The sequence below is a fragment of the Bradyrhizobium sp. CB3481 genome (genome assembly GCF_029714305.1).
Lineage (GTDB): Bacteria > Pseudomonadota > Alphaproteobacteria > Rhizobiales > Xanthobacteraceae > Bradyrhizobium.
In genome coordinates this window covers 3,279,163-3,300,103 of sequence record NZ_CP121647.1, presented here as the reverse complement: position 1 = coordinate 3,300,103, position 20,941 = coordinate 3,279,163, and the positions used below count along the sequence as shown (strand labels likewise).

The 20,941-nt window shown below is 64.0% G+C and carries 19 protein-coding genes; 7 read left to right on the top strand and 12 right to left on the bottom strand.

Annotated features, from left to right (window positions below; genetic code table 11):
* The first annotated feature begins 1 nt into the window (after position 1).
* The 4 genes from QA643_RS15845 (at position 2) to QA643_RS15830 (ending at position 4,434) form a co-directional block, all read left to right on the top strand.
* Complete coding sequence (locus QA643_RS15845; protein WP_283034051.1) at positions 2-2,131, top strand: adenylate/guanylate cyclase domain-containing protein; 2,130 nt, start codon at positions 2-4, stop codon at positions 2,129-2,131.
* Between the two features lie 119 nt (positions 2,132-2,250).
* Complete coding sequence (locus tag QA643_RS15840) at positions 2,251-3,030, top strand: NAD kinase (protein ID WP_283034050.1); 780 nt, start codon at positions 2,251-2,253, stop codon at positions 3,028-3,030.
* Between the two features lie 240 nt (positions 3,031-3,270).
* Complete coding sequence (locus QA643_RS15835) at positions 3,271-3,816, top strand: response regulator (protein ID WP_283034049.1); 546 nt, start codon at positions 3,271-3,273, stop codon at positions 3,814-3,816.
* A 24-nt stretch (positions 3,817-3,840) separates the two neighbouring features.
* Positions 3,841-4,434, top strand: a complete 594-nt coding sequence (locus QA643_RS15830) for an Hpt domain-containing protein (RefSeq protein ID WP_283034048.1) — start codon at positions 3,841-3,843, stop codon at positions 4,432-4,434.
* Positions 4,435-4,686: 252 nt separating this feature from the next.
* Here the strand turns inward: QA643_RS15830 and QA643_RS15825 are convergent, their stop codons facing one another.
* From QA643_RS15825 to folE, 4 genes are all read right to left on the bottom strand, one after another.
* On the bottom strand, positions 4,687-5,862 hold the full coding sequence (locus tag QA643_RS15825; protein WP_283034047.1) for a DUF2336 domain-containing protein: 1,176 nt from the start codon (positions 5,860-5,862) through the stop codon (positions 4,687-4,689).
* 206 nt (positions 5,863-6,068) lie between these two features.
* A complete protein-coding gene (locus tag QA643_RS15820) occupies positions 6,069-7,055 on the bottom strand; it encodes a transglycosylase SLT domain-containing protein (RefSeq protein WP_283034046.1) in 987 nt (328 codons plus the stop codon).
* 166 nt (positions 7,056-7,221) lie between these two features.
* Positions 7,222-7,650 (bottom strand): phosphoribosyl-AMP cyclohydrolase, encoded by a 429-nt coding sequence (gene hisI, locus QA643_RS15815; RefSeq protein ID WP_283034045.1) that lies wholly within the window; start codon positions 7,648-7,650, stop codon positions 7,222-7,224.
* A gap of 29 nt (positions 7,651-7,679) precedes the next feature.
* Positions 7,680-8,402: a GTP cyclohydrolase I FolE gene (gene folE, locus QA643_RS15810; protein ID WP_283034044.1), complete on the bottom strand. Its 723-nt coding sequence runs from the start codon at positions 8,400-8,402 to the stop codon at positions 7,680-7,682.
* A gap of 245 nt (positions 8,403-8,647) precedes the next feature.
* Between folE and QA643_RS15805 the strand changes: the two genes are divergently transcribed.
* Positions 8,648-9,097 (top strand): iron-sulfur cluster assembly scaffold protein, encoded by a 450-nt coding sequence (locus QA643_RS15805; RefSeq protein WP_283034043.1) that lies wholly within the window; start codon positions 8,648-8,650, stop codon positions 9,095-9,097.
* Positions 9,098-9,252: 155 nt separating this feature from the next.
* On the opposite strand, the gene QA643_RS15800 is transcribed toward QA643_RS15805, so the two are convergent.
* Entirely contained in the window at positions 9,253-10,179 is a 927-nt protein-coding gene (locus QA643_RS15800; RefSeq protein WP_283034042.1) for a hypothetical protein, read from the bottom strand.
* Positions 10,180-10,456: 277 nt separating this feature from the next.
* On the opposite strand from QA643_RS15800, the gene yidD reads away from it, so the two are divergent.
* Positions 10,457-10,768 (top strand): membrane protein insertion efficiency factor YidD, encoded by a 312-nt coding sequence (gene yidD, locus QA643_RS15795; protein WP_283034041.1) that lies wholly within the window; start codon positions 10,457-10,459, stop codon positions 10,766-10,768.
* 6 nt (positions 10,769-10,774) lie between these two features.
* On the opposite strand, the gene QA643_RS15790 is transcribed toward yidD, so the two are convergent.
* From QA643_RS15790 to QA643_RS15770, 5 genes are all read right to left on the bottom strand, one after another.
* Entirely contained in the window at positions 10,775-11,620 is an 846-nt protein-coding gene (locus QA643_RS15790; RefSeq protein WP_283034040.1) for an amidohydrolase family protein, read from the bottom strand.
* 121 nt (positions 11,621-11,741) lie between these two features.
* The gene (locus QA643_RS15785; RefSeq protein WP_283034039.1) at positions 11,742-12,989 is read right to left on the bottom strand and encodes an MFS transporter; all 1,248 of its coding nucleotides are present in this window, start codon (positions 12,987-12,989) and stop codon (positions 11,742-11,744) included.
* 45 nt (positions 12,990-13,034) lie between these two features.
* The gene (locus QA643_RS15780; protein ID WP_283034038.1) at positions 13,035-13,760 is read right to left on the bottom strand and encodes a GntR family transcriptional regulator; all 726 of its coding nucleotides are present in this window, start codon (positions 13,758-13,760) and stop codon (positions 13,035-13,037) included.
* A gap of 220 nt (positions 13,761-13,980) precedes the next feature.
* Positions 13,981-15,219 (bottom strand): hypothetical protein, encoded by a 1,239-nt coding sequence (locus tag QA643_RS15775; protein WP_283034037.1) that lies wholly within the window; start codon positions 15,217-15,219, stop codon positions 13,981-13,983.
* Between the two features lie 2 nt (positions 15,220-15,221).
* Positions 15,222-16,586: an amino acid permease gene (locus QA643_RS15770; protein ID WP_283034036.1), complete on the bottom strand. Its 1,365-nt coding sequence runs from the start codon at positions 16,584-16,586 to the stop codon at positions 15,222-15,224.
* 401 nt (positions 16,587-16,987) lie between these two features.
* Here QA643_RS15770 and QA643_RS15765 point away from each other — a divergent pair, with 401 nt between their 5' ends.
* Complete coding sequence (locus QA643_RS15765) at positions 16,988-18,211, top strand: alpha/beta hydrolase (protein WP_283034817.1); 1,224 nt, start codon at positions 16,988-16,990, stop codon at positions 18,209-18,211.
* Between the two features lie 23 nt (positions 18,212-18,234).
* Here the strand turns inward: QA643_RS15765 and QA643_RS15760 are convergent, their stop codons facing one another.
* Positions 18,235-19,350: an MFS transporter gene (locus QA643_RS15760; RefSeq protein ID WP_283034816.1), complete on the bottom strand. Its 1,116-nt coding sequence runs from the start codon at positions 19,348-19,350 to the stop codon at positions 18,235-18,237.
* Positions 19,351-19,455: 105 nt separating this feature from the next.
* Entirely contained in the window at positions 19,456-20,700 is a 1,245-nt protein-coding gene (locus QA643_RS15755) for a hypothetical protein (protein WP_283034035.1), read from the bottom strand.
* Positions 20,701-20,941: the final 241 nt, after the last annotated feature.

Here is a 20,941-nt window from a genome sequence, read left to right as displayed (position 1 = left end):
GATGGTCGTTGCCGCGATCGCGCTGGTGTGCGCGGCGGCTTCGGTCTCTCCCGTGGTCAGGCCGATCCGCGGGCTCTCGCTCGATATCCTCACCGCCCTGCGCTGGGAGATGTTCGGCCGCCGGCAGGACCCCGCCACCTCCCCGGCCGTGGTCGTCGCGATCGACGAAGAGAGCCTGCGCACGGCGCCGTTCAAGGGTTCGCCGATGTTGACCTGGACCGGCGAGATCGGCCGCGTGCTGACGGCAACCCTCGAAGGCGGCGCCAAGGTCGCCGGCTTCGACGTGGTGATCGAGCGCTCGCTCGAGCAATCGGAGCTGCCATTCGGCGAAGGCCTGCTGGGCGAAAAGGTCCGCGGCTTCGATCGCGACTTTTTGCGGGCGCTAGCCACGGCTTCCGTGAACGGCAAGGTGGTGCTGGGCGAAATCCTCGGCGGCAACCAGCCGGTCAGGCCGTCGCCCGGCCAGCGCGTCGCGGTGCGCCAGCACCTGAACATCAGGCCGCTCAACGTTTTCAGCGATCAAGACGACATCGTGCGCCGCCTGCCGCTGAGCTTTGCCGTCAACGGCACCAGGATGCCCTCGATGGCGGTCGAGCTGGCATCACGGGCGCTGGGCGCCGCGCCGGAATTCGATGCGAGCGGCCGGATGACGCTGGCGGGCTATCAGGTGCCCGGCCGCGTGCCTGATACGATGACGCTGAATTTCGAGGGCGGCGCCGACGACATTCCGACCTTCTCCTTTGCGGATTTGCGCGCCTGCGCCGTCAAGAACGACAAGGATTACTTCAAGCGTTGGTTCGCCGGAAAGGTCGTCATCTTCGGCAGCGTCCTCGACATCGAGGACCGCAGGCAGACCTCCAAGCGCTTTGCGACCGGCATCGAAGGCGCGCGCACGCCGCGCTGCGCGGCCGAGACCACGCCGGTCACTGCCGGCTACCGGATCAGCACCATCGCGGGCGTCTATATCCATGCGACCGCCGTCAACAACCTGATCCAGCGCAATGCCGTGGTCGAGCCCGGCCCGCTGGTCCGTATCCTGATCTCCGTTTTGTTTGCCTCGCTCGCGGCGATCGCCGCATGGCGCCTCAGGCCGCTCAGTGCAGCGCTGGCCTGGGCAGCCGTGATCGTTGCCAGCCTTGCCGGCGCCACCATCGCCTTCAACCAGTCGCTGGCGTTGCCGGTTGCCGAGCCTTTCCTGGCCAGCCTGTTTGCGCTCGCCGCCACCATCGGCTTCCGTTTTGTCGTCGCCGACAAGGACCGCCGCCTCTTGCAGAAGAGTTTTGCGCTCTATCTCGCTCCGCATGTCATCAACCGGATGCTGTCGTCGAACAAATTGCCCGAGCTCGGCGGCGAAACCCGCAACGTCACCGTGTTCTTCTCCGACATCGAAGGGTTTTCGCTGATCGCGGAAAAGATGTCGCCGGACGGGCTGATGGAGCTGATGAACGAATATCTTTCGGCGATGACCGACGTCATCGAGCGCCATGGCGGCTATGTCGACAAATATATCGGCGACTCCGTCGTCGCCGTGTTCGGCGCGCCGGCAGACGATCCCGACCATGCCGCCAATGCGGCGCGCGCGGCACTCGATTGCTGCACGCAGCTGGCCGAGCTCAATACGACCTCGCCGCTGTTCCAGGGCTACAAGCTCGCGCAGCGGATTGGCATCAATTCCGGCGAGGCGCTGGTCGGCAATTTCGGATCGCGGCGGCGCTTCAATTACTCGGTCATGAGCGATGCGGTGAACCTGGCCTCGCGGCTGGAGGGCGCCAACAAGTTCTACGGCACGACAATCATCGCCTCCGAGACCACGGTTGCATTGGCTGGCGATGACTTCGCCTGGCGCGAGCTCGACGCCATCAGGGTCAAGGGGCGGACGGGTGCGCTGAAAATCTACCAGTTGCTGGCGCGAGCGGCGGAGCTGACCACCACCCAGCAGGCCATGATCGACAATTATGCTGAAGGGCTGGCGCATTGGCGGGCCCGCGAATTCGAAGCCGCGGCGCAATGTTTCGCCCGTTCGGCCGAGATCGACCGCCCGGCATCCCTGTTTGCGGCGCGGGCGCGGGAATTGGCCCAAAATCCGCCCGAAGCGGATTGGGACCCGATCCGGACCTTGCAGGAAAAATGATGCCCCGATGACCGCCGGTTTACGTTACCGGCGTGAAACAGACGCCCAACCATCTCGACAAGCCTGCCCAAGGTGTATAGACGAGCGCGGCGCAATCCGGCGCCATAAGAGCTCGTCCGATGGCCACCCCCAAGCGATACGAACGGATCGCCTTTGTCGCGAGCCCAGGCGATGAGGCGCAGGCCGCACTGGCGCAGCTCACCAAGCTCTACGGCAACCATGCGGCCGACGACGCCGACGTCGTGGTGGCGCTTGGTGGCGACGGCTTGATGCTGCAGACGCTGCACGCCCACATGCGCACGGGAAAGCCGATCTACGGCATGCATCGCGGCACCGTCGGCTTCCTGATGAACGAATTCACCACCCACGATTTGCACACCCGCCTGGCGGCGGCGCGGGAATCCCTGATCAATCCGCTCCTGATGCGCGCCACCGACGTCCATGGCGCGGTGCATCTGCATCACGCCATCAACGAGGTCGCGCTGTTCCGCCAGACTAACCAGGCCGCGCATTTGCGCATCCTGATCGACGAGCACGAGCGGATGCCGGAATTGATTGCCGACGGCATCCTGGTGGCGACGCCGGCCGGCTCGACGGCCTACAATCTCTCGGCACAGGGCCCGATCCTGCCGATCAACGCCGCGCTGCTGGCGCTGACCCCGATCAGCGCGTTCCGCCCGCGCCGCGGGCGCGGCGCCCTGCTCCCCAACTCCGCCTTCGTGGTGATCGAGGTGCTGGAGGGCGAGAAGCGGCCGGTCGCGGCGGCCGCCGACCATGACGACGTGCGCGACGTCCGCCGTGTCGAGGTTTTGTCCGACAAGACGATCTCGATGCGGATGCTGTTCGACCCCGGCCACAGCCTCGAGGAACGCATTTTGCGCGAGCAGTTCGGGTACTGACCACCGTCGTCCCGGCCTTGAGCCGGGACCCATACCCACAGGCTTCAGCGGGGACGAACGATGTTGGTTGAATATCAGCCAACACCGAGAAGCCGCGGCGTATGGGTCCCTGCGTTCGCAGGGACGACCGTGTGGGGAGATCGTGCCGCTTGGCCATCAATGGCGCTCCTCGCAACCATTCCTTAACGGCCGCCGCGATATGGTTAACGCCAGTATACCGTTTGCTGGCCGGACCGGACCATGTATCGCATTGACTTCAACAAGCTGCGATTTCTGATTTGCGACGACAATCCGCATATGCGTCGCATCCTGCGCACGCTGCTGCATTCGTTCGGCGCGCGCGAGGTCTATGAGGCCGAGGACGGCGCGACCGCGCTGGAAATGTACAGCCACTATGTGCCCGACATCGTCATCACCGATTGGGCGATGCCGATCTTCGACGGGCTCGAGCTCGCGCAGATGATCCGCCAGCCGGAGGGCAAGGGTAATCCTTACGCCCCGATCATCATGCTGACCGGGCATTCGGAGAAGCGGCGGGTGACGGTCGCGCGCGATGCCGGCGTCACCGAGTTCCTGGCCAAGCCGATTTCGGCCAAGGGGCTCTACCAGCGCATCCTCAACGTCGTCGCCAATCCCCGCCCCTTCATCAAGACCAAGACCTATTTCGGCCCGGACCGACGGCGCAACATCAACAATGCCTATATCGGCCCCGAACGGCGCGTCGGCGGCGAGATGGAAGTGCTGCAGCAGCCGTCGCTGCTCGACAAGGCGCGGTCCAACATCTGAGCACTGGCCTGGAGACACACCATCATGGCGAAGGAAAAGCCAGGAACGCAAAAGCCGGGAACGATACAGATCAAGTCGTTCGCCGATCACCACGTGATCACGCAGCCCAATCCGCTGCGCAAGGTGCTGCTGCGCGTTCCCGAGTCCGATCTCGACGATCCGGTCGGCCGCGCGGAAAAGGCGCTCGCCGAGCTGTCAGGCGAATTCAAGAACTGGATGACGATCGAGGCCGACCGCCTCTCGGCCGCCCATGCGACCGTTCTCCGCAATGGCTTCACCATCGAGAACCGCGAAGAGCTGTTTCGCGCCGCCCATGACATCAAGGGCGACGCCGCCACGTTCGGCTTCCCTTCGGCCGCCGCCGCCGCCGAAAGCCTCTGCCGCATCATCGAGCATGCCCCCGACCTCGACCAGGTCCCCGAGGAGCTGATCACCCATCACATCAATGCCGTCCAGGCGATCGTGCGCGAACGCACCAAGCTCGATACGGCTGTCATGGCGGGCAAGCTGAGCCGGCAGCTCCGCGGCGTGGCGGATGAATTTTTGCTCAAGGTCAACCGCGACCGCCCCGAGCATCTCGAAGCGATCCTGGCGCCGAGCATCGTTCCGGCGGAGTAGGCAACGGTCTTTCAACGCGTCGTCCCTGCGAACGCAGGGACCCATAACCACCAGCGCTGATTATTTTTGAAGGTAACTGCCACATTGCCCTGCGGATAAGCCACGGCGTATGGGTCCCTGCGTTCGCAGGGACGACCATAAATATGTAGCGGCAGTGCCGTAGGGTGGGCAAAGCGAAGCGTGCCCACCAATTCTTGCGCGGTTGAGATGGTGGGCAAGCTGCGCTTTGCCCACCCTACGGCATCTCGGATCTTACGCCGCGATCAGATCGCGCGGGGCCGGCACGAAGGCTTCATCGGCGACCAGTTCCTCGCAGAACGCACGAGCTTCCTCGCGCGCGGATTCGGTTGCAAAGCGCCGCAGCAGGATCAGCAGCGGCTCGGCGGACTTGCCGTCGGTCTCGCAATGCGTCAGCACGCGCTCGACCATGCGGCGGCGCAGGCGCGCGGCGCCGCCGAGCGTATCGACATAGCCGGTTTCGCGGCTGGCCTCGAGCGCCACGCGAAACGCCGCGAAGGTCGATTCCGGCAGGCCGGCGCGGATCAGGAGCGCCTGCAGGCTGGCACCGCCGCGGTCGTGCAACAGCGCGGTGACGCGGGCCATCGGCAGGTCGGCGAGTTCGGCCAGCGCCGCCTCGAACAGTTCGAGGTTGCTCGACAGCAGCGCACGCAGGATCAGGCCGGCGGTCAATTGGTTGGTGGCGCGCAGATGCTGTACGAGGCCGGCCATGTCCTCGCCGCGCGAACGCGCCGCGATATTGAGGGCCGAACGCTCGCGCGCCTCGCTGGCCAGCCGCCCTGCCCGGTCGGCGCTGAGCCAGTTACGCGCGACGACGAATTGCGCCAGCGTATCGGAGAGTTTCGCGACCAGCGCGGCGCGGGTCGCGGCCGGCAGGCCTTCCAGTACCAGCATCGATTCCCTGATCGCGGCGAGATGGCCGTGACGTTCGACGATGCGGTCCCAGGAGAACGGCGCCAGTTCGGCATAAGCGTTTTCAATGAGCTCGAGCGCGGCGGCGGCCGAACCGACTTCGGCAATCGCGGCGGACACCGAGGGCGGCAAATTGATGCGGCGGGCGATTGCGCATTGCATGTCGCTGTTGCCGGTGGCGACGATGTCGACGAGGTCGGCGTCGATCAGCAGCGGCGAATGTTCGAGCACCGGCAGCGCGATCGAAGTCTGGTCCAGCGCGAGCGCCTGCACGATCGCGGCCGGCGCCTCCAAGCTGCGCGAAAACACTTCCGACATCGCCTGGCGCACCAAAGGCGAGGGATCATCGAGCAACATCAGCAGCGCGCCTTCGGCGGCGATGCGATCGTCCTCGCTGAGATCTGAAATCAACCAGGCCCGCGCCAATGCCCGCGTCGCCTCTGCCCGCTCGCCTGCCGGAGCGGTACGAATCCAAGTGATGAACTGCCGAACGATCATGGTCCTGGCTTACGCAACCTCAAACGACACCGGAACGCGATGCCACTATTAGAAAAAATAAACCATGACGCTTAACAAAGGGTTCACCATAAACAGCTGGTTTTATTGACGTTTTGTTAAGGGCGCGACAACGCCTCATTAATATTTGGAAGACCGCATGCCAGCCGGCGCGTGGGGCAAGCCCATTTGCTCGCCGCCTTTTTCGGTCAGCTGCTGAAGGTGCCGCTGCGGTCGCTGAAGAGGTCGAGCCGGTCGGGTGCGCGGACTTCCGGCGTTGCCGAGGCGACCTTGCCCCACAATTCCTGAACCGTCGGCGAGATCGGCTGCGTGCGTTCGCCGGCCTGGAACAGCGAGCGGAACATCGGTTCGGACGGCGCCGACGCGGTCTGCAACGTTGCCGCGACGGGGGTTACTGCCCGCGAATCCGGAAAGCTTGCGAGATAGGCGGCGTTGTCGATCGCCGTCGCCGCAGGCGTAGCGCTTGCGACGGTGACGCGCCTGGGCAGATCGCCGCCGGCAGCCGCCATCGCGGTTCGTGTTGCCGAAGAGTTGGCGGCGGCAGCATAGCGCGTGCTCAGCACCGAATAGACCTCGGAGACGCTGCGCGAGCGTCCCGAGCGATCATAGAAGATCGACTGGTTGGCAGCGGCCGCGTTCGGAAACATCCGCGCTGCGGAGGCGTTTGGATTGTCCTCGGCGCTCTGGATCAGCTTGCCGGCGCCGCCGACTCCCATGAAATGCGCCATATAGAGTTCGGCATCGTTCGGACGGCGGCCGATCTTGCCAGTCAGCTTGAAGCTGTTGGATTGGGTGAGAACCGCCGCCATCTGCGAGGCGGCGTCGGGATCGTCGCGCAGCCGCATGATCGCGGCCTTCATATCGGGATCGCTTACCGAATAGCGGCCGTCGGAATCCCTGGTGATGGCATCAGAATATTTGTCGTAGCCGAGATGGGCGCCCGCCTCCTTCACCGTGCCAAGCCAGGTCTGGTCGATGAACTGAAACAGCCCGCGCGCCGACGAGGTGGTCGCCGCGGCTTTCGGATTGAAATTGGATTCCATCTTCGCGGTGGCGAGCAGATATTCAAAGCTGGCGCCGGTGGTGGACGCCGCCTGCTTGATCGAGCCGGCGATCTTGGCGCGCGCGGGATCGACACCTGCCGCAGCCGTGGCGCTTATCGTGTCGATCGCCATGTCTCAAGTCGCCCCGTTCCTCGCGATAACTCGCGCGGGCTCTCACGGCGCTGGCAATCAGCGCCGATGCGGGTTGAGACTGCGGCTAGTATGGTTAATGGCGGGTTAAAGCAACCCGCTCCGTCATTCCGGGGCGCATCGAAGATGCGAACCCGGAATGACGGAATCATCTGGGATAGACTTTCTCCGGATCGAACTGCCGCTCGGCGTCAACAAACGACAAGCGTGTGTCACCGTCGATCGCCTCGACCTTGCGATAGAAACATGAATGCCGGCCGGTGTGACACGCGGCGCCCTGCTGCTCGACGCGGATCCAGATCGCGTCCTGATCGCAATCCATCCGCATCTCGACCACGCGCTGGGTCTGACCGGACGTCTCACCTTTTCGCCACAACGCATTGCGCGAACGGCTGAAGTACCAGGCGTCGCCGCTCGCGATGGTCTTGCGCAGCGCTTCCTCGTTCATGTGCGCGACCATCAGCACGTCGCCGGTCGCGGCATCGGTCGCGACGCAGGTCACGAGGCCGGACGCGTCGAATTTGGGCTGAAAAGTCAGCCCCTCTTCGCGCTCATTGGCATCTGCGGATGGGGACACGGGTTATCCTCGCGGAAAGTTAAGCGAGGTTACCGGTTGGGGCCTCGCACCAGGGACAGGAAACGCTGCTGCTCCGCCGGATTGTCGCGGAACATGCCGGTGAAGCGGCTGGTGAACGTCATCGCGCCATGCTTGGCGACGCCGCGCACCGACATGCAGGTATGCTCCGCCTCGATCAGCACGGCAACGCCGCGCGGCTTCAGGACCTCGTCGATCGCGGCCGCGATCTGCGCGGTCAGGTGCTCCTGGGTCTGCAGGCGGCGGGCGAAGATATCGGTGAGCCGGGCCAGCTTGGACAATCCCACCACCCGCTCCACCGGCGTATAGGCGATATGCGCCTTGCCGTAGAACGGCATCATGTGGTGCTCGCATTGCGAGGTGAATTCGATGTCGCGAACCAGGACGAAATCGTCGTAGCCGGCCGTCTCGCCAAACGTGCGATCCAGCACCTCGGCCGGGCACTGATGGTAGCCCTGATAGAGCTCGTCGAACGCTTCGACCACACGGCGCGGCGTATCCAGAAGGCCCTCGCGCGAGGGGTTCTCGCCGATATAGCTCAGCAGCGTCTGCACGGCGTGCTCGGCCTCCGCGCGCGAGGGGCGCGGCAGGTCGGCGCGGACGGCGGCGGCCAGGAACTCGGCGGGATCGAGCTCGGTGGGACGGGTATCCGGGGCTACATCGGGCGATTTGACGTCGGAAGGCTTAGCGTCAGACGGCTTGCCGGGGCGGAGGGTTTTGATCAATGCGTCCATGTCTTCTCCGTTCGACCGGCCCCAAGGACCGGAGTGTCACCGGGCAGACGGGGCGGCTGGACCGCCGGGCGCCTGAGTCCCATCCACAACACGTAAGCAGGCGGGGCCGGTTTCCTTGCCAGCTCGCCCAAAGAAAACGGCCAGGCTGTTTTTCCGCCGTTCCTGTCCATATATAGGACGATGAAACCCGGCCGCCAAGGGCTCGGACAAGGGCGCTCGGAGCGCCGCCCCGGACACCTACTCACATGCTGAATGACATCTACAACAAGCGGATCATCGAACTGGCGGGCAATATTCCCCGCCTCGGCCGCCTTTCTGACCCCCACGCCAGCGCCACCGCCCATTCCAAGCTGTGCGGCTCGACCGTCAAGATCGATCTCAAGATGGATGGCCCCGTGGTCTCCGACTTCGCGCATGACGTGAAGGCCTGCGCGCTCGGCCAGGCCTCCTCCTCGATCATGGCACGCCACGTGGTCGGCTCGACGGCTGAGGAGTTACGTGACCTGCGAGAAACTGTCCGCAAGATGCTGAAGGAAAACGGCAGTCCGCCGCAGGGCAAATGGGCCGACATCGCCCTGCTTGAGCCGGTGCGCGACTACAAGGCCCGCCATGCCTCGACCATGCTGACCTTCGACGCCGTGGTCGACGCCATCGGCCAGATCGAAGCCAGGACCAAGCAGACAGCGCAGGCGTAGGCGCCCCCGCACGCCGTCGTCCCACATACAGGTCGTCATACCCCGCGAAGGCGGGGTATCCAGTACGCCGGGAATTCTCGATCGATCGCTGACGTCTCTGGAATACCGGGTCGCCCGGTCAAGCCGGGCGATGACACCGTCGTTGCGGATATAGCCTACTTCTGTGGCGGGGCCGGCGGCTGCGCCGGGGCAGTCGCATTGCCGCCGGTCGGAACCGCGGCTTCGGCGGTTTTGGTCGATTTGCCCTGGGCCGGCGTCTCGCCTTCGACAGCGGAGCTGACGAACCGGTCCTGCGGCTTGGACGGCTTGGCTTCCGCCATCGGCACGCCCGCATTGTCTTGCGGGAAGACGTCCGCGGCCACCTCGGTCGTGGTGAGATTGGCCGAGCGCAACTCGATGCGCGACAATTCGTGGAGATCTTCCCACGGCGGCACGCTGAGCGCGAGCGACAGCAAATCGCCGGTTCCGCCCATGTCGAACGTGTATTTGGTCAGGCGGCCGATGTCGCGCTGGACGATCATCAGATCCTGCGCGGAGTAGCTCGATGCCTTGGCATCGTCGGCGCGGTCGCCCATCCAGATCTGGTGCACGCGGACATGCGCGACCGGCGGCACGTAACGGGTTTTGCCGCCAAGCAGCAGGAACACGCACATCGACTCGCAATAGGCTTCCGGCGTCACGCTGGCACGCTCGCCATTTGGCGTCTGCGTGCGCACGGTGGCACCGACGGTAGTCAGCGCGCCGAGGCTGCGGAACCGCCGGCCGAGCGTGATCGAATCATTGACCGAGCCACCACTGGAATCCAGCACGATGGTCGCGCCGGCAAGCTGGCGTCCCTTGGCGAATTCGTCGAACTCGCGCGGGCTATCCGATGTGACGATGCCGACGGCGGAGACCCAGCCCTTGCAATCCGGCTGGCACGCATTCCACTTGAAATGCATCGGCTGCTTGCGCTCTTCGAGGGTTCCACCGGCGTGTGCCGAATTGCCCAGCGTCGTGATCGCGCTCGGCAATGCGAGACAAAAGGCGGCGGCACCGAGAAGAGCCCATCCGCGGAATTTCAGCGAGGTCACAAAGCTCAATTTGGTTCCTTCCCCCAAGCCCGGTCTACGACTCGCAGCAACAGCCCCATTTTAGCGCGATACGATTCTGTCATCGATCCGTACGAAAACGGTAACTGTGCTGACGTGTGCCGTCCATTATACCTTGGCTTGCAGCGTTCGTTTGCAGTGCGATAATTGCTAAGTGTGGCTAAATATCTGCACGAATTGAGTTCCTCGCTTTGGAACTCCCGCAAAACTACGTACATAGCGCTGCATGGCACCGGCAGATCATTCAACCTCACCGCAAAAACAGTGCATGGATTGTGCCAACACAGTCCGTCGGCTGCCGCGAAATGCAGGCCGCGCGTTGATCTGGATCTATCGCCACACGCTGTCGCTGCTGGTCGGCTACAACTGCCGGCATCTGCCGACATGCTCTGTGTATGGTGATGAAGCGATCGAGCGCTTCGGCCTGTGGGCCGGCGGTTGGATGACGCTGGCGCGCCTGTTGCGCTGCCACCCCTGGGGCACATCCGGCATCGACAACGTGCCGCTGACGACACCGCCGGGTGCGCGATGGTATCTGCCGTGGCGCTACGGACGCTGGCGCGGCGTCAACGCTTCGTGATTGCGATCAGCATGGATTCCGCCGCTTGGACGAGGCGCCCCCAATTCCGTGCTGAAAGCGGAACAAGCCCCTCGAAGCAACCAGCAGTTCGGCGCGTTCGCCGGCATCGCTCACGAGATTGTCCAGGAAGCGAAGGTTCTTTGCATAGTTCTGTGTGGCCTCGAACTGCGTGTGTGGCCAGTCGCTGCCCCAGAGCAAGCGATCGACCCCGTAAGCTTCGCGCAGCAGCGGATAGGCTTTTCTGGCGAGATTCTCGCCCGCCTCTCCGTGCCGGTACGGAGCGGAGATCTTGACCCAGACGCGTCTCGATGCACCGAGCTTCAATATCGATTGAAAGCCCGGATCGGCAACGCCGAGCTTGGGGTCTGGCAACCCATAATGATCGAGCACAACAGCAACTCCTTCATCTAGTAGCTGCGGCGCCAACATGGCCAGATCGGACGCATTGCTCTGAACCTCGACCTGCCAGCCCATCGTCTTGACCGACTTCAGAAATGCCCTCCATTCCGGCGCGACGAGATCGGGCAACCGCTTTCCAACCAGATTGAGGCGCACGCCCACGACGCCTACGCGGTCGAGCGCGCGAAGCTCCTCGTTGGAAGTCGCGGGATCGACGACCGCAATACCGCGCAGTCGACCACCGGCCTCCCTGAGGCTTTCGACGAGATAGGAGTTATCCGTCCCAAGGAAACTCGGCTGCACCAGCACCCCATTGCTGATGCCGTTGCGGTCGAGTTCTTGCAAATACAGATGCAGTGGAGCGTCGTAGTCCGGCGCGTACCGGCGTGCCGGCGCAAGCCTCAGGCGGCGATGAAAGACATGCGCATGCGTGTCGATCGTAGCCAATGTCATCTCAGCGTCGGCTCCGCCGAGAATTGGGGACAGCGGCGAAGGCACAGGCGAGCCCGTGCTGAACTGCCGGCGCGTCAATCCGCGCCGGCGAGATATCATGTCGGTCTTTCCGCATTGAAGTTTAGGCGCGCGTCACAGCGGTGGCCTGCTCGAAGACCTTGCCGCGGGTTTCCGGCAACATCAGCACGGCGATCAGCACCAGCGAATAGGCGAGCGCAGCATCGATGCCGATCGCCGGTCCGAGCCCGATGCGTTCGCCGAGGAAGCCAACCAGGAATGGAAACGCCGCCGAGATGATGCGGCCGAAATTGTAGCAGAAACCTACACCCGTGCCCCGCACACCCGCCGGATAGAGCTCGCTGAACAGCGCGGCCATGCTGGCGGGGATGCCTGCGGAGAAGAAGCCCAAGGGGAAACCAAGTACCAGCATCTGGGAGTTGGTCAGCGGTGCGAAGATGTAGACCAACACCGTGACGATGCAGGCCGTGGCAAAGAGCGCGACATTGGCGCGCCGGCCGATGCGGTCGCTGATGATCCCGCTCGTTACGCAGCCGCAGAAGAAAGCGACGATGATGACGGCGAGATAACCGCTGGAGCCGAGCACCGACAATTGCCGCACCTCGCGCAAATAGGTTGGCAGGAACGTCGTCAGCGCGGCATATCCGCCATGGGCACCGGTGCCGAACAATCCGCCGATCAGCGTTGCACGCAGCACGTCGCGGTGAAAGATGCCGGAGACCGTTTTAAGGAATGGCGCTTTGGCTTCGCTCGAACCAAAGCGTTGCGGCTCCTTGAGGCCGCGTCGGACGAAGATGATGAGCAGCGCCGGCAACAGCCCCAATGCGAACAGAATACGCCAGGCGAACTCGGCCGGCGCATAGGTGAACACCAGCGCGGATAGAAGGACCGCCGCGCCCCATCCCACAGCCCAGGCACTTTGCACGGTGCCTAGCGCTTTGCCGCGGTTTTCGGGGCGGATGATCTCGGCCATCAAGACTGCGCCGCAGGCCCATTCCGCGCCGAACCCAAGCCCCTGGATCGCCTTCAGCACCAGGAGTTGCGTGTAGCTCGTCGCAAACGCGCAGGCGAAGGTCGCCAGTGCAAAGGTCGCAATGGTGATCTGGAGCGCCTTGACGCGCCCGAAACGATCGCCAAGCGCGCCACCGAGCCAGCCACCGAACGCACCGAAGAATAGCGTGACGGAGCCGAGCAGCCCGGCATCGGCCTTACTGATGCCGAATGCCGCGATCAGCGCAGGAATCGCCAGGCTGAACATCTGTACGTCGAGCGCATCCAGCGCCCATCCGCCAAAGCTTGCCCAAAACGTGCGCCGCTCCAGCGGCGAGCTTTCGCTGTACCAGTTTGTCATCGTTTCTCCCCCTGAATTCGTTTTTGTTGTTACTGAAGCCGCCCGTCAGCGGATCTCGACGTGATAGCGGAAGCGGTCCGCCGGTCCGCGCGACCGCCGCCATTCGATAGGTCGCCGCTCCAAATCGAGCGCGAGGCGTTCGATAACGATGAGCGGTGCATCGGCCTCGAGCCTCAGCAGACGAGCCTGCATCTCGTTGGCGGTCTCGACGGTGAGGATTTCCTCCGCCGACACCACGACCTGGCCGCAGCGGTCCTCGTAGAGCGGATAAAGCAGGTCACCGAACTCGGACGGGTCGATATCGAGGACCGGCGCGAAGCGCGATTTCTGCAGCCAAATCTCCTCGGCAAGCAGCGGAACGTCGTCGATCAACCGCAGGCGCGACAGGTTGATCACTTGCTCTCCGACGGGAAGGCGCAGAGCGGAGGCGACCGCGCTCGTCGCCGGCACGCACTTCCGATGCAGAATCCGGCTTTGCGGCACACGTCGCTCACCGCTTTCGGACTGAAAGCGAAAGAATCGAAATAGCGACGAATTAAAGCGCGCCCGGCGGACAAAGGTGCCACGGCCCTGCTGTCGCTCCAGCACAGTGTCGCTGACGAGTTGATCGATCGCCTTGCGGACGGTGCCGATTGCAACGCCATAGTGCGCGGCAAGCTCGGCCTCAGACGGTATCGGCTCGCCCGGCCGCCATTCATTGCGGTTGATCCGCGCGGCGAGGTCGTCGCGCAAGCGCTGATAGCGCGGAAGGCGCTCGTCGAGGTTATTCATATAGTCATATAGATGACTAGATGAAAACGAAGTCAAGCCCCTTCATGCGTCCGGTTCCATAGTGCGGCCCCCCAGCGCCCAGCGAGATTGGGTTCAGTCCCACTCCGCCGGCCCTTGACGGCTACTTTGCATGGGGTTGTTTTCGATGTTTTGTTTGGGCGGCCGACGCAGGACGATGGTTATGATGGCGAAGCCATTTCGTATCGTCTCTCGTAGCCGCCTAGCGCCAGAAGAAAAATCCATCCCCGCGCTGCGGCCACCAATCCGGCAGCGGCCGCGATCCTATGTAGGCCGGCGTCCGCGGCTTATGCGGACGCGGCGATGGTACCGGCGCCTCGGCCGATGTCGTGGCGTCGATGGCAGGCGATCCGTCATCGGGCAATCTCACCGACAGCAGCACATTCGTTTCAGGCGTGCGCCAGCGATAGCCGATGCCGAAATCGATCGGCTGCGCACGGCGAAACAGTGCGGCGTAGGATTCCTGATAGCGCCCCGGAAATTTGTCGATCGGCCCGAGATAGCGGCCGAACGGGAACAGACGCCATTTCTTCGTGCTGTAATAGCCAAGCGGAATTCCGGAATCGTCCTGGATGATGGTGGCGCTGTTGTTGAGCAGGAAGTTGCGCACGGTGGTGAAATTGCCGGAATGCAGCAGGTACGACGCGCTCTTGATCAGGCTGTTGCCGGGCGCGAGTGTCTCGCAGAATTTCAGGAAGCCGCTCGCCTTCACGCCGGAATTGGAAAGATCGGTCGAGAAGTAATACAGCGTCTTTTCCTGCCCCTCGGGGCCTGCGAACATGAGGCGCACGCCGCGCACGGCGTTGGGGCCGGGATTTTCGCCGGCGAAGTAGGCCGCGCCCTTGTCGTCGAGCGAGACCGGCGTGACGCTTTTGACCGTCATGCCCGAACGCGCCAGGAACACGTAGAGGATCGGCAAGGTGCCGCTGATCTGGCCGGCCTGCAGATCGGTCTTCATCTGCTTGGTAATGAAGAAGCTGAAGCTCAGGATTGATGAGAGCGAGCGTTCGACATTGTAGAGCGCCGATGCGACGCCGCCGCGCGACAGTCTTGTCAGGTCGGGGACCGAGCCGACCGGCTCGAGCGCGCTCAGCACGTAGGTCGACGCCTTCGGATGAAAGGCGTTCGCGTAGAGGAAGTCCGGCCCCGAGAACATGTAGAACATCGTCGGCTTCGGCGCCGCCAGATTGGAATCGGCCCAGGCGCGGATCCGCGATAGCTGGCGCTGCTCGAGCTGGCCGAACGCGCTATCGAAGAATTTGGCGTGGCGCTGCCAGGCCGCTTCCTTCGTGAGCGCCTGGAGCGGCGAATCCGCCGAGGGCATCATGCCCGCCAGGAATTTCGCGGTGTCGTCCAGCGTGGCGGTCTGGGCATAGGCGCCAGCCACGGCGGCCAGCAGCATGACGGCAGCAAGCGTTGCCATTCTCAGGGAATGCAGCATGTTCATTCGCTGCCCAAGGCGGCTGCCGCGACCTGATCTGTCCGCTTGCGGAAGACGGCGTAAATTAACAGACCCGACGACATGATCAGAAGACCGAGGAATGAGCGCAGCGGCTGTTCCTTCAAGAGATAGTACATCATGAAGCCGGTCACGAGCAGGAAAACCAGCGGCGTCACCGGGTAGCCCCAGGCGCGGTAGGGCCGTGGCAGATCAGGATGCGTGATGCGCAGCTTGATGACGCCGAGCACGGTGAAGAACGAGCAGAACAGCAGCGAGAACTGAATGAATTCGAGCACCGCCTCAAAACTCCGCGTGAACAGCATCAGGCTCGCGACCGTCAGTTGGAAAAGAATCGCATAGGCCGGCGCGCCGCCGGTCGACCTCCGGGCGAACAGGCGCAGCACCGGAATATCCTCGCCCATCGTCATCATGACGCGCGGCCCGATCCACATCATCGCGCTGATCGAGGAGATCAGCCCGAAGCAGATCATCGCGCCGACGATGCGCCCGCCGAACTCGCCGAAAATGTAGCTGCCGGAAATGCGGGCAACGTCGAGCTGGCCCGCAAGCCTGTCGATCGGCGCGGTATGCAGGAACACTGCGTTGAGCGCGACGTACAGCACGAGCACGATCAGCGTGCCGATCAGCATCGCCCGCGGCACGTTGCGCTCGGGCAGTCTCACCTCGCCGATGATGTAGGTCGCCGCATTCCACCCCGAGAAGGAATACATTACGAAAACGAGGCTGATCGCGAACGGGGCGCTGACGATGTGGGTGAAGTCGGCGGCCTGCGGCGCAAACGAGGTCGGCTGCGCCGTGCCGATCACGAAGCCGCAGGCCAGGAAAGCCACGATCAGCACCACCTTCAGGACGGTAGCGACCAGCTGAAAGGTCGAGGAATGCCTGATGCCGGCCAGTTGCACGAGCGACACCAGCCAGACCACGCCGACCGCAAGCGCCAGCGGCGGCGCATCCGGAAATACCGACTTGCCGTACTCGCCGAATGCCATGGCAGCGAGCGCGACCGGTGCTGCGAAGCCGACGGTCGCCGAGACCCACCCCGCCACAAAACCGAAGGCCGGATGATAGGCCCGGCCGAGAAAATTGTACTCGCCGCTCGAGCGCGGAAACATCGCGCCGAGCTCGCCATAGGAAAACACCCCGCATAACGCGACGATGCCGCCGACGGTCCACAGCAGCAGGATCGAGAAGCCCGACGGGATGTCCTTGACCTGAAAACCGAGGCTGGTGAAGACGCCGACACCGACCATGTCGGCAACGACAATGGCAACCGCCACCAGCACTGAAACCGTGGAGCCGCCTCCGGAGAGCGGGCCGGACCAAGTCCCCGTTTCTGATGCCGCCATCTCGGACCCACCCTCAAGCGCCCGCAGCCACAACTGCATCGTGCAGGCTGAAGCCTCCCAATTCAAGCAGTGTTAACAAGGGTTTAAATTGAAAGACAAAATAGGTCTCATGGTACCGCCAAGCGCCACCGTGGGACTACTGGATTGCGAAAACATCGTGGCGGTCCCACAATCGGGACACGATTGCGTGGTCTCTTGGGGCGTCCGGAAGTGGGGAGTTTTTCCGGACGCTTAGCGTCGCCTAAACGCGTACGGGTTTACGCTGGTTGACGGTGGATCTTGGGACATTGGGGTGGATGGTCGGAGCTAATCCGAAATTCCAGACGATAGATCATGCCGTCCGGCCGGCGCGATCTATCGTGCTGCGCCACGTCCTGCAACGACGATGGCACTGGGTTGCCATGGCTGCGCTGGTTGTGCCGCTGTCCTTCGCCCTCGTTCAATGCGGCAAGGCGCCCGATGCCGGCATGCTGGCCGCGAACACCGACGGCGCCAAATCGCACGCCGGCAAGTCCAAGGCACAGGCTTCGCCACAGGCTTCAGCCGACACGTTCGAAGACCGCTTCCCGCAGCCGCAATTCGCCGATCGTTTCCCGACTGGCAGCGAAAGCCTGCTGCAGCTTCACCGCCAGGTCGCGCTTGCGCCGGAGCCGCGCGCCGTGCGCACCGAACAGGTGCGGGTCGCCTCGCTGACGCCGACGCTGACCCTGCCGCGACCTGAGCGCGAGGAATTGACCGCGCTTGTCAGCATGAAGTCCTCCGCCTTCCCCTATTTCGGCACCAATCCACGCTCCGAAGAGCCCTTCCTCAACATCACCAAGGGCGAGCGCAAGGGACACAAGAGCTTTAACGGGCGGGTCTATTGGCAGGACGAGACCTACAATGACAGCCGCGTGCTGGTGCATGTCCCTGAATCATTCGACCTCAAAAAGCCCGGCGTGATCGTGGTGTTCTTCCACGGCAATGGCGCGACGCTGGAGCGCGACGTTCGCGACCGGCAATTGGTGCCGCAGCAGATCTCCGATTCCGGCGCCAACGCCGTGCTGCTCGCGCCCCAGATGGCGGTGAATGCCGCCGACTCCTCGGCCGGCAAGTTCTGGCAGCCGGGCGGCCTCAAGCGCTTCATCGATGAATCGGCGGGCCACCTCGCCCGCCTCTATGGCGATCCGAAATCGGCACAGGCCTTTGCGAACCTGCCGATCGTGATCGTCGGCTATAGCGGCGGCTTCCTGCCGACCGCCTGGAGCCTCGAGGTCGGTGGCCTTCCCAATCGCGTCCGCGGCGTATTCCTGCTCGACGCCGTCTATGGCGAGCTCGACAAGTTCGCCTCCTGGATCGAGAAGAACCGGACCGGCTTCTTCGTCTCTTCCTACACCCGCTACACTAAGCGGCACGATCTGGAGCTGATGCAGATGCTCCGCGACCGCGGCATCACCGTCACCGAGAGCATGGATGGGCCGCTTCGCCCCGGCAGCGTCGTGTTCGTGCAGACGCCTGACGGCATCACGCACCGCGATTACGTGACCCAGGCCTGGACCGAGCATCCGGTCAAGGACGTGCTGGTCAAGATGGCGGCAACGCCCGCGCTGACGCGGATCGCCAGCGCGCCCTACGCGAACCGATAGCGGCCTAATGCTGCGACCTTGAACTAGGCCTTCCGCGGCCTCGTCACGATCACCATCATAACCGCAAGCGCGACGAAAGCGGTGGCGACATAGCCGGAGGCATAGAGCAGATCGCGCGCGTAGAGAAAGCCGCCGATCGCCGAGCCGATGGCCTGCCCGATATAGAGCACCGATGTATTGAGCGACACTGAGGCGGAGGCCAGCGCAGGCGCGGCGCCGACCAGCCTCACCTGCTGCATCGAATTGGTGGAAGCAAACCCGATGCCCCAGATCGCGACGGAAACCGCCATCAGCGGATAGATGCCTGCGCTGAGCGCCCAGCCGGCGAGGCCCGCCAGCAACACCGAGGTGAACAGCATGGACGTCTTCCAGGCGCCCCACGAATCGACGATGCGGCTTGCGATCGCCGTGCCGATCACGCCGCATACGCCATAGCAGGCAAACACCAGCGCGATCGGATCCGGGCCGGCGCCGGTCAGCCGCGCCAGCAGCGGCCCCATATAGGTGAACACCACGAACTGGCCGGCCATCTGCAGCGTCGTGATCAACAGCAGCAAAAGGATCATCGGGTTGCGGCCGATCGCGGCCCAAGTCTTGAGGTCGACCGGCGCGCCGATCAGCCCGCGCGGCAGGCGCCACGCCAGCAGCAGAAAGCTGGCGCAGCTCATCGCGCCGATCACACCGTAAACCGCCTGCCAGCCATAGCGGCTGGCGACGAAGGTGATCGAGGGCAGGCCCACGGCCGCCGCCAGCGACCAGCCGAGAAAAATATAGGCAATGGCGCCGCCGCGTTTTTCCGGCGGCACGATCAGCGCCGCGGTGCCGGCGGCCTGCGGGGTGTAAAGCGCGCCGATGGCGAGCATGACGAGGCGGATCGCCAGCAGGCTGGCGTAATCAGACGACAGGGCCGAAGCGAGATTGCCGACGGCGAGCACACCGATCGTCGCCATCAACAAGGCGCGGCGCTCGATCCTGGAGGTCAGCCAGGCCGTGACCGGCGAGCCGATGCAGAGCACGATCGCGCCGAAGGTGATCAGAAGCCCGGCGGTGCGAATCGAAACGTCGAGTCCAGCAGACAATTCGACCAGCATGCCCGCCGGCGCCAGCACCGAGCAGCCGGTGACGATGTTGCCGAGCATCAGGGCGGTGGGCGCAAATGACTTCACGCCGCGCCTATAGCAGCTGGCAATTTTAATGCAACTGCATCCAAATGCATGGCCGCCGATCGATTTCGCGCCTTGCGCTTACTTGGCGGGAGTAGCGGTGGCTGCGGGGGGTGCCGCGTTGAGATTGGTGGATGCCGCCGCAGGCCGCGGACTGTCGGCCGGGCACGATGCCAGCAGCCGCGTCCACGCCCCTTCGAGGCCAAGCGTATCGATGTCGAATGTCGAAACGCTGGTCTTGCCTTCCGCCGCGGGGCTGCCCTCGCCCATCTGCAGGCGGGAGGCGGCCAGCATCGCCTGCATGGCCTCGGGCGCGACGATATCGCTCCAGACCTCGTACTTGCCGACGCGCGCGGGATACTTGCCGAAAGCAATGGACTTTTGTGGGCCGGCCATCAGCATCACCGTCCTGTTGCCGGCGTCCTCGGCAGACTCCCGGACGAACATCAGCCTGGCGCGGGTCTTGGCCTCGCAGAACAAACGCCATTCCATCGACCGGAACGCCGCGCCGTCGCCCTGCCTCGCCGTGGCCAGCTTGCGCACGTAGGGGCGGGCTGCGGTTTCGAACGTCCAGGGCGTTTCGAGCAGGGAACGCTTGTCGATGCCGAAGCGATAGAGCTCGGCGCGCGTCAAGACGTGCAGGGTCTCGAACTTCACCGTCTTGATCAGGTCATCCAGCTCGCGGCTGACACCCATCGAGGTGACGAAGGCGGCGCGCTCGCGATCGGCGTTGGCCATGCCGCGCTGCTTGAATTCGGCCATCTGCTGCGCCGAGACCTGCCCGTGAACGACCAGCGTCAGCTTGGAGTTATGCACGGCCATCACGGCATCGGGCGCGACCTCACGGGTCGTGGCGCCGAGAAACTGGTAGCCGCAGGCCGAATTGCACATCGCGTTGCGCGTCGTCAGTTCGGCCTCGATCTCGCCGCCGGCGCTCTTGATCTTGACGCAGGCAGCGTCGACCTGCGTTCCCGATGCGCAGGCGGCAGCGAGGGTGCGGCCGATCCGGGCAACCGCCTTCCTGCCGCGCAGCATCCGGGCGATGACATAGGACGGCCTGACCGAACCGCCGGGCGAATGGAAATAGATCGGGCGCGTGGTGTCCTTGGCGTCGCGCAGGAACCGGGCGACCCGCGCCGCCGCGCCGACATCGACCTGGCCCTCGATCGCGATCCAGCGGTCGCAGCCCGCGCCGCAGGAATTGGCCGGCCCCCTGGCGTTGTAGATCAGCAGCCGCGGTGCGAACCCGGCCTTCTCGGCCGCCGTTTCAGCGCGCAATTCGCCTGACATCGTCAACAGGGCGGCGAAGAGAAAAAGGCGAAACATCATCGGGCTGGAACGATTTTGGCGAATGGGCAAAGCGAAAGGCTAAACAATGCAAGGCAACCCGGCAATGCCCAGCGGCGGACCGCATTGTATGTGACGTCACAGGCAATCCACAGCCCCGCCGCTCTCTGTGACCGGCGTTCCGCGCGATTTTCTCGATATTGCCCGATTGCAGGAGCCGAATCCCCTGCTATACCGCTGCTGCTTCCCGCTTACCTGCGCTCGTTCGCAGGAGTGAGCT